Genomic DNA, 12,266 nt, shown 5'->3' on the forward strand with positions numbered 1-12,266 from the left:
CGTCCGAGCCAGAAGGCAGCTACGGAGGCTGGTTGATTCCTGCCGTGGGGCAGGAGTTCGGTCGGGGCGATGTACCCGTCCCCCGGTTCGAGGCGGATGCGCAGGCAGCGCAGCGGGTGCCCTTCCGCGACGTACCGGCGTATGTCCTCGGTGTGGGGTAGTGCCGCTCCAGGTCCAAGCGGAGCGTGCGGCAGATCTGCTGGATGTCTTGTGCGCCGATCAGTAGATACCGAGGGCCGGGGCCGAGGTTGAGACGGAGCCGCTGACGGCCCTGGTGGCGGGTGGGGTACGGAAGCCGGTCGAAGCTGTCGACGTGCGGGCCGATGCGGCGGCCGGTGGAGGAGTCCTCGGTGGCGGTTGCCCAGTCGTCGAGGCTGGTCGCGCAGCCCAAGAGCTTGGTCGGCCAGCGGCCGGCGAGAGGATCGAGGCGGGCGGCGGCTTCGAAGCGGCCCCCAGGTCGTCCAGGGCTCGCCATTCACGCTCTCGGACCTCGAACTTACCCCGATGCCGAAATTCCGTATGCGACGGTGACGTGCAGGTTTGTTGCACGTTTATCGAAACACTGTTCACTCTGGTCTCGTCCCTGACGGAACAATCGAACGGAGAACCAGGTGATGGCACGTCGTTTAAGACGGACCCTTCCGGTTTCCCTCGGAGCCTTAGCGCTCTTGGGAACACTCACCGTCAGTCACGCCACAGCACAGGAACAACCGGCGAGTCTCCCGCGCGCCTCGGCGGCGGACAGCCGCGCCGACGTGCAAGCTCTCAGCGCCGAGCAGCGTGAGGCTCTCCAGAGCGAAATGGACGCGACCCTTGCTGTCACGGCAGGCGGTGTCCAGATCAGCGCTAACGAGATCTCTTGGCAGGACGAGAACGGTCAAGTAGTCCTCGTCCTCCCACTGCCAGGCCAGGAGATCGCTCCGCCGTCCAGTCCAGCCGCGGTACCAGAGCCGGACGACACCTCCGCCGAGGCGGTCGACTGGGAGAACTGTCCCGCAGGCAAAAACGACAACCGCTGGTACTGCTTCTACCAAAACAGCAACTTCGGCGGACGGCGCTTGCAGTGGAATCACGCCCACTGCAGCGCCCCAATGATTCTCGACAACTACGACTTCAGCCGCAAAATCAGTTCCTGGGTGAACACCACCAGGGACATCGACTTCTGGGGCATGAAAGTCACCGTCTATGACCTCCTCGGGAACAAGCTCTGGGTGGAGGAACCCTGGACGAAGGTCTCCAGCCTGAGCTCGGCGAGAAACGACAAGGCAGAGTTTTTCAAGGCATGTCGCCTCTAGTTAGTCACTTCCTGGCTGGTCGGGTGGCGTGTCCGACTCACGGACGCGCCACCTGGCGTCACCGAGATTCCTGCCCCATGTCGCGTATGTAGTCGTCGTCGATGAAGTACGTCTCTTCGTACTCATCGTGGAGGTTTGTAATTCCTTCACGTCGCAAGCACGACAGAGCGTCCCGTATGCCGTCCTGGCTCAGTGCGTACATTCGCCGCAGTTGTGGCGCCTCCGGGAGCAGGGCGCCCGCCGTGAACAGTCTGCCCTGGACTCCTTGCCTCACGTCCTCGACCAGATGCTCAGGTTTCGGCTCGCCACGCGAGGCGTCGTGGCCAGGTAGCTGGATCGTCTCGACCCATGGGGGCCTCGGTCGCTTCCGCTCGGTCATGACTTTGGCCTTCCCTCGATGTTCCCGACCGTGCCTCGTGCCAGCACCTCGCTCACGGATGTCGTCGCCGGCACCTTGATCCTCAATGCGCGCGCGTTCCCGAGGAGCGCTTCCTCGCTGCCCACCAGATTGCCGGTGCGGGGGTCGAAGAGGATCGACTGACGCGAAGTGCTCCCCTTCCAGGTCTCCTCCTGAGTCACCGCGATGACCTTCTGTCCCTGCCACGTCGTCGTCGTGGAGACGCTTACGTCCTGGGCTTCAGCCAGAACCTCCAGGGCTGCGGCGCGGAGAGCCGGATCCACCGGCCCCGACCTGCCGACGTAGCGCAGCATGTCCGCGACGCCCTGGACAAGCAACCCGGATTCCCAGTTCACCTCACCGAGTTGTCGTGCCAATTCCTTGGGCTTCGTGGAGAACGGTGCGACGTCCCTCCAAGCCTCGCTCTCCGGGGCTGGGAATTTCCCTGGGCCGTATTCTGTGTCCTCGATCTTCTTTCCGGCGATGAGCTGAGCGTCCCTGGCGTCCTTCTCCTGTTCGTGGTTGGGGAAGATTGGCTCCCCGTGCACGATGCGCCTGCGGCCCGACCCGTCACCCTTGACCCACGACTCCGTTTCCTCAGGCACCGCCGCATTCGCCACTCCGCCAGGCACGTCACCAGCAGTGTTCAGCGCCCATCCCCACGCCTTGGTGTACTCGTATGGCCCGTGGATGCGCTCGCCTGGCAGCTTTGCCACCCTTGTCGCCAAGTCCCGCAGGAAGTCCTGCGGTGCTACCTCCACCGGAGTGAGGGACAGCACCGGAGGGGTCACGGCATAGGCAACCGCCCCTCCTCCGGACCCCGGCCATGGCACGCCTCCGCTGACCACCAAAGCACTGGCGGCTGCCGAGGCAACCAGACCTGTGAGCACGATCCTGCGCCTCGGCCAACTGCGGGGCGCCTCCCTCACCTCTGCGTCCGCCGACACGCGGAGCTTTGCCAGTTCATGCTCAGCGCGATCGGAGAGCTGGGCAGAATCCCCGGGAGACACTGGCGTCCCAGCCGGGTCCATGGCATTGGGCAGCAACCTCCGCACACGCTCTACATCCCGCTTCATCCCGCTCTCCCCTCTAGCGCCAACGACGACAGTTCGTCTGGGCTCAAGCCCTCTTCGGTCATGGCTCGTTCCAGACGCCGTCTGGCCCGATGTAACTGGACGGCGAATGCGCCCCGGCTGCGTCCCATGACCCTGGCCGCGTCGCTCGTCTGCAGTCCGTCCCAGGACACGAGCATCAGCGCGTCGCGATCATCCGGGGACAGTTGGGCCAAGGCATCCACCGCTCCCATGCGTCCCAGGACTTCGTCCTCGGCGGCTCGCACGTCTTCACCCGCCGACCAGTCGAGGAGACGAGCACTGAGTCGCGCCGCCCGACCGGACGACCGCAACGTGTTTGCCGCAACGTGCCGGGCGATCCCGTACAGCCATGGAAGAGGCTCGCCCTTCATGTCCTGCCGCCTGCGCCATGCGGTGGCGAACACTTCCGCCGCCGCATCCTCCGCGTCATCCCACGCCACACGACGTCGCAGAAAACGCAGCACAGGCACGTAGGTGGACCGGTAGATCGCCTCGAAACTGCCCCAGTCATCCGCGGCCTGCCCCATGCTGCGCCCTCCCCGTCCTCTGGTGCTCTCACCCCGTATGTGTCCGGACCGGGCCGTCGATTACACCCCAAGGACTTCAGGTCCGTAGAACTGTCGCCCTGTCCCCTCCCCGGATGGCGTCCCATGTCGCGCAACAACGTTCTACACGCCCGCCGAATTGGCCGGTCTGGAGGTACTCGCGCGGGCCGACCTCGACCAGCACGAACGGGCGGCTGCCGGGGCCGAGCAGGCCGTGTTGCTGCACGGCGACGCTTTCGCGCGTAATCGTGCCCTGTACACAGCGGACGTGGCCATACAGCATGCGGTGAGGGGACGGCCGGAGCCGGAGGCCGCAGCTGAGGCCGCAGGCCGCGTTCTGGCCTACCTGCCTGCCGTGCGCTCTGACCGGCTGCTGAAGCAGCTGCACAACGTCGAGAGCGCGCTCCAGCGGCACGCCGCCGTGCCGGCGGTCGCTGACTGGCTGGAGGAGTACCGCACCACCACCGGTGTCAGCTGAGGAGGAGACGGTGACCACCCCGAGCACCCGTACCAATGTGTTGATCCGCACCTACGGGCCCGGCCAGGTGCCGCCGATACTCGACGTGCTCGCCGACATCTGGGCCGACGCCCACCCCGAGCTCGTCGACAATCCGGGCGCGGAGGCGCTGGGCCTGTCCGTGCCCGCCCTGCGCCACCAGGTCGAGGGCCACCTGAAACATCCCGGCTTCGCTCTGGTCGTCGCCTACGCGGGCGGCACTCCGGTGGGCTTCGGGTACGCCTTCCCGTGCTCTGCCAGCTACTGGTTCGGTCCTGGCCTGGTCGAGCAGGTTCCCGAAGGAGCCCGCACGGAGCGTCTGATGGGGTTGTGTGAATTGGCCGTACGTCCTCCGTGGCAGTCCCGAGGGATCGGCACGCGGCTGCATGCCGCACTACTCCAGGCCATCAACCCGAAGTGGTCGTCTCTGCTCGCCCTGCCCTCCAACCGGCGCGGCCAGGACCTGTATGCGCGGCTCGGGTACGTGTACGCGGGTCCGTATCGCAACACTCCCGACGGACCCGAGTTCGATCTGCTGCTACTCCGGGCCGGGGAAACGGCCTGACGCGGTTCTTCCGCTGGGCGAGGCGCGCCGCCCGGGCGTGCCCACTGTGTGGTGCGGCACTTCGACGAGCGCCTGTACCGCGTTTACCTGTAATAGGAGGGGACCACGGCATGGAAAACTCCCCCAGCACCTACACCAAGCTCAAAGTCACCCTCTGGCGCAACGCCCAAGCCACAGACCCCGGCACCTGACCCCACCACCTCACCGTTACTCGCCCATTGCCCGGTGACAGGCAATATGACTAGCCTGTGTTCGTCATGCCGATCGACTGTTGAAATCTCGAACATAGTCACCACAGACACAAGGGAGGGAGCCGACCGTGGGACGCCTAGTACCTGCCGTGACCCGGGCGCTCGACATATTGGAGCTCTTCCTCGACGGGGACGGCACACTGTCCGCCCCCGACATCGTGCGCAAGCTCCAGCTGCCCCGCACCACGGTGCACGAGCTGGTCACCACGCTCGCCGCCCGGGGATACATCGTCCCCGTGCAGGGGCAGCCCGGACGCTACCGCCTGGGCGTCCGCCCGTACCAGCTCGGCAGCCGGTACGCCGAGCAGCTCGACCTCGCCGCCGAGGGCCAGCAGGTCGCCCGGTCCGTCGCCGAGACCTGCGACGAGACGGTGCACGTGGCGATCCTGGAGTACACGGACGTCATCTACATCGCCAAGGTCGACTCCACGCACGCGGTCCGCATGGTCTCCGCCGCCGGCCGCCGCCTCCCGGCGCACTGCACCTCCGTCGGCAAGATGCTCCTCGCCTCCCTTCCCGAGGCCGAGCTGAACGCCCGCGTCCCGAACGACGCCGACCTGCTCGCCATGACGCCCAACAGCATCACCGACCCGGCCGCCCTGCGCGAGGCCCTGGCGCGGATCCGTGAGCGAGGTCTCGCCGTGGAGAGCCGCGAGTCCAACCCGGACGTCTCCTGCGTCGCCGCCCCGGTCCGGGACCGTACCGGCAAGGTCGTCGCCGCGCTGTCGATCTCCGTTCCCATGATCCGCTGGAGCGACGAGCGCCGTATCGAGCTGGAGCAGCTCGCCGCCAAGGGCGCCGCGGAACTCTCCGAGCGCCTCGGACACCGGAGCGTGGCATGAGCACATACGAAGTGGCGGTACGGGCCGAGGCCCCCCTCGGCGAGGGCCCCACCTGGGACGCCGACGCCCAGCGGCTGATCTGGATCGACATCCTCGGCTCCCGGGTCTACACGTACGACCCGGCCTCCGGCCGTCGCACGGTCCTCGTCACCGAGCAGCACGTCGGCGCCGCCAAGCCCCGCGCCGGTGGCGGCCTCGTCCTCAACCTCCGGGACGGCGTCGGGCTGCGCGACACCGACGGCGGCTTCCGCTGGCTGCACCATGAGCCGGTCCCCGGCCGCCGCGCCAACGACGCCGCCGTCGCCCCCGACGGCTCCCTCTTCGCCGGCACCATGCGCTACGACGAGGCCCCGGGTGGCGGCACGCTGGCCCACTTCACCGCCGACGGGCTCGCCGCGACGGTCCTCGACGATGTCGCCGTCAGCAACGGCACCGGCTGGAGCCCCGACGGACGGCTGATGTACTACATCGACTCGCCGACCCGCCGGATCGACGTCTTCGACTACGAGACCGGTCAACTGCCCGTGAACCGGCGCCCGTTCGTGACGATCGAGGACGGCGAGGGCTTCCCCGACGGCCTCACCGTCGACGCCGAGGGCTGTGTCTGGGTCGCCCTGTGGGAGGGCGGCGCCGTCCGCCGCTACACCCCCTCCGGCGAACTGGACCGGGTGATCGACCTCCCGACCCCCCGCCCCACGGCCTGCGCCTTCGGCGGCGCCGACCTGACCGACCTGTACATCACCACGGCCCGCATCGGCACCGAGACCCCGCACCCGCTGTCGGGCTCGCTGCTGGTGGTCCCGGGGGCGGGGAAGGGACTGGCCCAGCCCGCGTTCGCCGGCTGAGCCTCCGGGGTCAATCCGGCCGTCTTCGTCACAGCCCCGCCGCCTTGCGCTCCTCCGCTGTCAGCGGCACCCCCTCGAGCGGTGGCTTGAGGGGGCCGAGGGCGGCGGCCAGGACCACGCCGGGGCTGAGGAGCACCTCCGGGCCGCGCTCCAGCGAGGTCACATCGGTCAGCCGGCGGGCGATACGGCCGTTGCCGGTGGCGGTGAGAAGCACACGGTTGACGTACGCGGCCACCGCCCTGTCCCGCAGGGTGGGGCCGCTCTCCGTGGCACCCTCGTAGAACACGTCCTGGCCGGTGGCGAGATCCCAGGCCGTACCCACCGGACGGGCCAGCGCCTTCTGGACCCGCCGGGCCAGACCCGGCGCGCCCCACCCCTGCCGGCGGATCACCTCCCGCAGCACCACGGCACTCTGGGCCGCGATGGCCATGCCGTGCCCGTAGACCGGGTTGTACACGGCGAGCGCGTCCCCGACGACGGTGAAGTTCTCCGGCCAGCGCGGCATCCGCTCGTAGAAGTGACGGCGGTTGGCGGTGGAGCGGGTGAACGCGACATCGCCCAACGGCTCGGCGTGGGTGAGCAGTTCGGCGACGGCCGGGTGCCGCAGCTCCTCGCGCGCGAACCGTACGAAGTCGTCGTTGTGCGGGGAGGGTTCGCCGCCCCGGGTTCCGGACAGGGTGACGATCCACTTCCCGTCCTCGATCGGCAGGAGGAACGCCGACCGGCCGGGGCCCTTCTGCCGGGTGTCGGGCTGCACACTGACGACGGGGTAGCCCCGCCGGGCCCCTTCCGGGGCGCGGTAGACGCGGGTCGCGTACGCGAGACCGGAGTCGACCACGCGCCGCCGCGGTTCGGGCAGCCCGAGCGCCGCCAGCCACTGGGGCGCACGGGAGGAGCGGCCGGTGGCGTCGACGACGAGACCGGCGTCGAGGACGCGCTCGGTGCCGTCGTCGTGGCGGACGCGCACCCCGGTGACGGCGGCCCCGGTGCCGACGAGCCCGAGCACCTCGGTGCGCTCGGCCGGCTCGACCCGGTCGTCGTCCAGGACGTCCGCGCGGACGGTCGCGTCCAGCAGGTCCCTGCTGCACAGCAGGTTTCGGTGGGACACGGGCCAGCGCCGGCACCAGCCCTGCGACGACAGGATCACCATGTCGGTGGTGACCGCCTGCCGGTGCGCCCCCGCCGCCAGCAGCCGCTCGGTGGCGCCCGGCACGAGGTCCTCCAGCGCCCGCACCCCGCCGGACCACAGCATGTGGGCGTGGCGGGCCTGCGGCAGGTTCCGGCGCGGCCCCGGCCCGTCGGGCAGCGCGTCCCGCTCGACGACGGTGACCTTGTCCACGAACCCGGCCAGCGTGCGGGCGGCCAGCATCCCGGCGAGCGAGCCGCCGAGCACGACGGCGGAGCGAAGCGGCCCGTCGGGCCGGCCGGGGGAGGGGCGTTCACTCATTGTCGGGGCACGCTGCTCTCTGCTGCGGAGACGGCCGCGAGAGCACGCACCGCCTCGATCTCGGCGGTCTGGCGAAGCACTTGGGACAAGGACTCGATGTCCTGGAGCAGGTCGGAAGGGTTGACGACAGGGCTGCCGGCCCCCTGGGACGAGACCTCGCGCGCGGCGATGGCATCCCGGATGGTCACGGCGGCGGCGAGGGCCTTCGCCCGGCCGGGCTCGTGGCCGAGGCCAAGGGCAGCGTCGTACGCGCGTCGGCGGAGGTCCTCGTCGAGGTGGCGGGCCAGTTGGAGCAGGGCGTCGCGGATGAAGGTCTCGCGGCGGGTGAGGCGCAGCTCCGGTGTGGCGCGCAGGGCGAAGGGGACACGGGAGCCGTTGAAGGTCCTGGTCAGCAGATACAGCGGCCGCAGCCGCAGGTGACTGCTCCGCACCCGCCAGCGGTCGTGCAGATACTGGCCGCCGTGCGGAAGGATGAACCCGACCGCGATGAAGATGGCCGCCACGGCGACGACCGGCGGCGCCAGATGGGTGCTCAGCCAGTCCAGGTCGTGCCCCGTCCAGCGGGCGACCACCGCCGTGAGCTTCGAGGCGTCGAACACCAGGTTGAGCGCGTAACCGGCGCCCAGCGCCTTCAGACCGCCGCGCAGCCACAGGTCCAGGCCGTCCGTACGGACCCAGTTGCGGATCAGCCGGAACGTGATCACGCAGGCCACCGTGTGCGCGACGAGATAGAGCAGGATCTCCTCGCGCATGAAGGGCGTGGTGGCGTAGTACGTGTCGAGGTCGCGCAGCCGCTCCCGGGGGACGTCCGCCAGCGCGAACAGCACCCACAGGCCGACGATCACCGACGCGTACCCGGCGACGACCCAGCGCCGGGCGCGCCGGGTCGTCGCCGACCGGTCGGCCGGGCCGTTGCGCCAGGCGACGATCAGCAGCAGACAGGACGCGCAGAACGCGGTGATGAGGGAGTACACCCAGGGCGCGGCGATGTTCGGCACGCCGACGACACGGTTGGTCCACGCGATGATCGACGGCACCGCGAACACGAACACACAGCAGGCGAGCAGCAGCAGCCCGCCGACCGCGCGCAACAGCGAGTCCTTCCACAGCTTCACGATGCTGGGCAGCTTGATCACCAGGGCGGCGGTCAGTACCGCGGTGGGGATCCAGAACGAGATGTAAAGCTCACCGAAGAAGTCGGCGGGGCTCATGGCCGTCCTCATGCCCGCCCTCATCCACGGCGGGGCTTGCGATAGCCCAAGGAAGCCTGGATGGCCTGTCCCACGGGGTCGGCAGGATGGTCTCCCCCCTGCCCGGTGTCCACCCAGGACCGAAAGGCGGTGGCGAGCCGATGCCCGAAGTCCTCGGCCTCCCGCTCGTCCGACGCGCGCGAGCCGTTGCGGGCGGCGATGGGGGTGCCGCCCTGCACCAGGGCGGCCGACAGCTCAGGGGAGAGTTGATGAAGATGACAGTGCCCGGCGTGCATGTGCCACAACTCATGCCCCAGGATGACCAGTTGCTGCACGGCCTCCGCGCGCTCCTCGACGATCACCAGGTCGAAGTCCGGGAACTCCATCCACAGCCCCGTCACCTCGAACTCGTCCGGAAACCGCTCGAACCGCAACTCCACCGGCCGCCCCCCACGCCGAGCACTCATCTCGGCACACAGCGCGACCCCCAACTCCCGTACTCCGACGGGCCCATCGAGCCGGCCCCGCACCGCTCTGCTGAGCCCGACGGTCAACTTCCGCATCTCACCACCGGACCGGGAGGGCCGTAAGGCAGCCCGAAACTGGGCGGCGGCCTTCCACAGACCCCCATCTCCCGTACGTTCGCGTCGGCTCATCGCCCGGGTTCCTCCTCGTCGACACCGAGCAGCCCTTCGAGCATGACCGCGAGGGCGTCCTGCTTGCGCCGGGTCAGGCTCAGCGGCCGCCCGCGCAGCGCGAGGGTGACCACGCCGTGCCGGGTGGCGAACTCGACGAGCGGTCCCTCTTCCTCGCTCTCGCCCTCAAGTGTCCTCAACACACGGTGGAGTTCCCGATTCAGCACGGTGGCGGCCGGGTCGGTGAAGAACCGGGTGCCCTCCTCGATACCGAAGAACTCGGCGAGTTCGGTGAGGTCGGGCACGTTCGGCATCTTCTTGCCGAGCAGCAACTGCCGAGCCCACTCCGGACTGATCGACAGCCGCTCCGCGACCTCCTTGCAGACCTCCCCGGTCCGCTTCCCGCTGCGCCCCGCATACGCCTCGTGCAGCGCACGCACCCGCCCCCGCACCCGATCGTCGATCCGGTCGACCGGCGGCGCCACGCCTCCCTCGAGCAGCGCCCGCACCTCATCCTCTCCGAGCGCGGTCCGCTCCGACAGCACACGTACGTCAAGGACGTGCCCCCGCTCGACACCGCCCCGAGCGATCCGGGCGTCGAGCAGCGCGAGGGTCTCGGACAGAACATCGGGCAGCGCGAACACGGCCCGACCCTACGGGCCCGGCGGCCCCGACACCACGAAAACCCAACGATCGTTGAAGCAATCCCAACGATAGTTGCCTGCGCTTGCTCCCCGGCCCCCCCGACAGCGCGCCCCAAAGGGTCGCGGGACTGTGCCGACACGCGGCTCCGCCGCGCGGGCGAGAGCAACCAGGCCCCACCCGCACAAGGGGCTGCCGCAACAAGCCGATGCTCAACGACCTGTGCGACTCGGGGGCACTGGGTGCCGTAGCGCGGACCGTGCGCTCACTTGCCTCCGTAGAGCAGCGCAGCCACCGGGCCCAGCACCGTCCACTCGCCCTCGTCCGCCGTTCGATCCAGATATCGTGCCCGAGGCTGAGCGTGTGGTCGCCGTTCAGCTCGTACCAGCCCGACAGGCTCAGCACGATCTGACCGTCGAGTTCTTCCCCGAGGGCGGTACCGAACTCCTCGGGCGAGGGCCACGTGGACAGCCGGTCGTCCACGCCCGCGAACGCGCGCACCACGCCCTGGGCCGCCTCGTACTCCTCCATCGCACCCAGCCTGTCCGGCAGTTTCGTGATCCACGGGCACCTGGAGGCCGTCGTCGGTACGCACTCGTCCGCGCGGACGGTCCGAGGGGCCACCTCGCGGGCGCGGTACACCCCGTCCGGCACCTTGCCCTCGTCGGTCTCCGACCGCCCGCCCGCACTGCACCCCTCTGGCTCACCCGGCGAGGTGAACACCGGGCCGCGGAACCCTGCCCGGAGCAGTGCGCGCGTCCCCGGCTCGACCTCCCAGCTCTGGGCGATGAGATACGCGGCGTCGGCATCCGCCTCGTCGAGGACGGTCCGCAGCTCGGCGGCGCTGAGAAGTTCCGGGTGGTCGATCACCGTGGTGACCGTCTGACGGGCGTTCTCCACGGCGCCGAACGGCTCCTCGTCCCCGAACGCCTCCTTCAGCACCTCCGCCTCCACGTTCCCTTGCCCGTACGTGCCGAAGACCAGCACATGCCGTACGTCGTGCTTCTCGGCGAGGTAGAACGCCACCTGCCCCGCCGTGGTGATCGGATCGGGATGCACGGTGACCGTGAACCGGGGCCGGCCGAAACCCAGGGCTTCGTCGGGGCCCGGGCACGTGCCGATCACCGGAATCCGGCTCAGGCCGTCTCCGCCGCTTTCGAGCGGGGCGCCGCTGATGACGGCGATCAGCCGCGGATGTGTCCGCCGCAGATCGTCCACGGTCAGCCCGTCCCGGTACGGCTCCGCCACGAACTCCAAGGGCAGCGGCCTCTTCGAACAACACCGCGACGCTCCGCGTCGCCACGACGAGATGCGCTTCACCCCCGGCCTGAAGGACTCTGCTGACAATGCCGCGAATTGGGTTGTCAGGCGGCGAGTATGAGGGCTTCGAAGCGGGAGCAGCGGGTGCCGCCGAGCGGGGTGCCGGTCAGCCATCGGTCGACGCATGATGTTGAGTGCGGTGGCGGCGAAGACGTGGCCGAGACGGGTCGTGGGCAGGTTGCGGTAGCGGGTGCGGCGCAGGCCGGTGACGCGGACGGCCTGGGAGATGGTGCCCTCGACGCCGGCCCGGATCGCATAGCGGGCCTTCCACGCGTCGGTGTCCTGGGCCTGGCGGGCGGCTTCGAGGGCCTCGTGGCGCTCGCGCGGGAGAAAGGTGATGCCCCTGCCCCGGCGGCCGGACAGGGGCTTGGTGCACTGCGCCTGTTTCGGGCAGGGGCGGCAGTGCTCGGCGGAGAAGAACACCTTGCGCACCGGGGTGCCGTTGCGGTGGTGTTTCTGCTCCCACCACTCGAAACTGCGGTGTCCGCCCGGGCAGACGGCGCTCTCGGTACCCCAGTCGATGGTGAAGTCGGTGCGGGAGAAGCCCTGGTCCTGCCGGGACTGGCGACTGCTGTCGTGCGGAGCTGGTCCTAGCAGTTCCATTATCCAGCGACGACGTCTTGGGCGCACGCCCCCATTGACTCACCTCGCCTCCGACCATAACGTCCCGTTCGCCTCAACGATCAGCATCCGGAATACCGA

General features: G+C 69.3%; 13 protein-coding genes and 1 pseudogene. 5 read left to right on the top strand and 9 right to left on the bottom strand.

Annotated features, from left to right (window positions below; genetic code table 11):
* Nucleotides 1-19: 19 nt before the first annotated feature.
* Nucleotides 20-475: a hypothetical protein gene (locus F3T56_RS13820; protein ID WP_149825470.1), complete on the bottom strand. Its 456-nt coding sequence runs from the start codon at nucleotides 473-475 to the stop codon at nucleotides 20-22.
* 193 nt (nucleotides 476-668) lie between these two features.
* Between F3T56_RS13820 and F3T56_RS13825 the strand changes: the two genes are divergently transcribed.
* Nucleotides 669-1,295, top strand: coding sequence for a peptidase inhibitor family I36 protein (locus F3T56_RS13825; RefSeq protein ID WP_172638933.1), 627 nt, complete (start codon nucleotides 669-671; stop codon nucleotides 1,293-1,295).
* Between the two features lie 58 nt (nucleotides 1,296-1,353).
* Here the strand turns inward: F3T56_RS13825 and F3T56_RS13830 are convergent, their stop codons facing one another.
* Genes F3T56_RS13830 through F3T56_RS13840 form a run of 3 tightly spaced genes read right to left on the bottom strand, consistent with a single transcriptional unit; the run spans nucleotide 1,354 to nucleotide 3,313 of the window.
* Nucleotides 1,354-1,674 (bottom strand): GntR family transcriptional regulator, encoded by a 321-nt coding sequence (locus F3T56_RS13830; RefSeq protein WP_149825472.1) that lies wholly within the window; start codon nucleotides 1,672-1,674, stop codon nucleotides 1,354-1,356.
* Nucleotides 1,671-2,768, bottom strand: coding sequence for a CU044_5270 family protein (locus tag F3T56_RS13835; RefSeq protein ID WP_172638934.1), 1,098 nt, complete (start codon nucleotides 2,766-2,768; stop codon nucleotides 1,671-1,673). The genes F3T56_RS13830 and F3T56_RS13835 overlap by 4 nt, the downstream gene beginning before the upstream one ends.
* The gene (locus F3T56_RS13840; RefSeq protein ID WP_149825474.1) at nucleotides 2,765-3,313 is read right to left on the bottom strand and encodes an RNA polymerase sigma factor; all 549 of its coding nucleotides are present in this window, start codon (nucleotides 3,311-3,313) and stop codon (nucleotides 2,765-2,767) included. Before F3T56_RS13840 ends, F3T56_RS13835 begins: the two co-directional genes overlap by 4 nt.
* 139 nt (nucleotides 3,314-3,452) lie before the next feature.
* Here F3T56_RS13840 and F3T56_RS13845 point away from each other — a divergent pair.
* The 4 genes and pseudogenes from F3T56_RS13845 to F3T56_RS13860 form a co-directional block, all read left to right on the top strand.
* A pseudogene (locus tag F3T56_RS13845) lies at nucleotides 3,453-3,809 on the top strand (NsdA family TPR-like regulatory protein); the annotation flags it as partial.
* A gap of 10 nt (nucleotides 3,810-3,819) precedes the next feature.
* Nucleotides 3,820-4,392, top strand: a complete 573-nt coding sequence (locus tag F3T56_RS13850; RefSeq protein WP_149825475.1) for a GNAT family N-acetyltransferase — start codon at nucleotides 3,820-3,822, stop codon at nucleotides 4,390-4,392.
* 319 nt (nucleotides 4,393-4,711) lie between these two features.
* Complete coding sequence (locus F3T56_RS13855; protein WP_149825476.1) at nucleotides 4,712-5,485, top strand: IclR family transcriptional regulator; 774 nt, start codon at nucleotides 4,712-4,714, stop codon at nucleotides 5,483-5,485.
* Entirely contained in the window at nucleotides 5,482-6,330 is an 849-nt protein-coding gene (locus tag F3T56_RS13860) for an SMP-30/gluconolactonase/LRE family protein (protein ID WP_149825477.1), read from the top strand. The genes F3T56_RS13855 and F3T56_RS13860 overlap by 4 nt, the downstream gene beginning before the upstream one ends.
* 28 nt (nucleotides 6,331-6,358) lie before the next feature.
* On the opposite strand, the gene F3T56_RS13865 is transcribed toward F3T56_RS13860, so the two are convergent.
* The 5 genes from F3T56_RS13865 to F3T56_RS13885 form a co-directional block, all read right to left on the bottom strand.
* On the bottom strand, nucleotides 6,359-7,777 hold the full coding sequence (locus tag F3T56_RS13865; protein ID WP_149825478.1) for an NAD(P)/FAD-dependent oxidoreductase: 1,419 nt from the start codon (nucleotides 7,775-7,777) through the stop codon (nucleotides 6,359-6,361).
* Nucleotides 7,774-9,000 carry an MAB_1171c family putative transporter gene (locus F3T56_RS13870; RefSeq protein ID WP_149825479.1) on the bottom strand — a complete coding sequence of 409 codons (1,227 nt, stop codon included), beginning with the start codon at nucleotides 8,998-9,000 and terminating at the stop codon, nucleotides 7,774-7,776. Before F3T56_RS13870 ends, F3T56_RS13865 begins: the two co-directional genes overlap by 4 nt.
* A gap of 8 nt (nucleotides 9,001-9,008) precedes the next feature.
* Complete coding sequence (locus F3T56_RS13875; RefSeq protein WP_149825480.1) at nucleotides 9,009-9,530, bottom strand: toxin-antitoxin system, toxin component; 522 nt, start codon at nucleotides 9,528-9,530, stop codon at nucleotides 9,009-9,011.
* 89 nt (nucleotides 9,531-9,619) lie between these two features.
* The gene (locus tag F3T56_RS13880; RefSeq protein ID WP_149825481.1) at nucleotides 9,620-10,246 is read right to left on the bottom strand and encodes a transcriptional regulator; all 627 of its coding nucleotides are present in this window, start codon (nucleotides 10,244-10,246) and stop codon (nucleotides 9,620-9,622) included.
* Nucleotides 10,155-12,167, bottom strand: a complete 2,013-nt coding sequence (locus tag F3T56_RS13885) for a transposase (RefSeq protein WP_149825482.1) — start codon at nucleotides 12,165-12,167, stop codon at nucleotides 10,155-10,157. The genes F3T56_RS13880 and F3T56_RS13885 overlap by 92 nt, the downstream gene beginning before the upstream one ends.
* Nucleotides 12,168-12,266 lie beyond the last annotated feature (99 nt).

Origin of the sequence: Streptomyces tailanensis (assembly GCF_008386495.1) — a bacterium.
GTDB lineage: Bacteria > Actinomycetota > Actinomycetes > Streptomycetales > Streptomycetaceae > Streptomyces > Streptomyces tailanensis.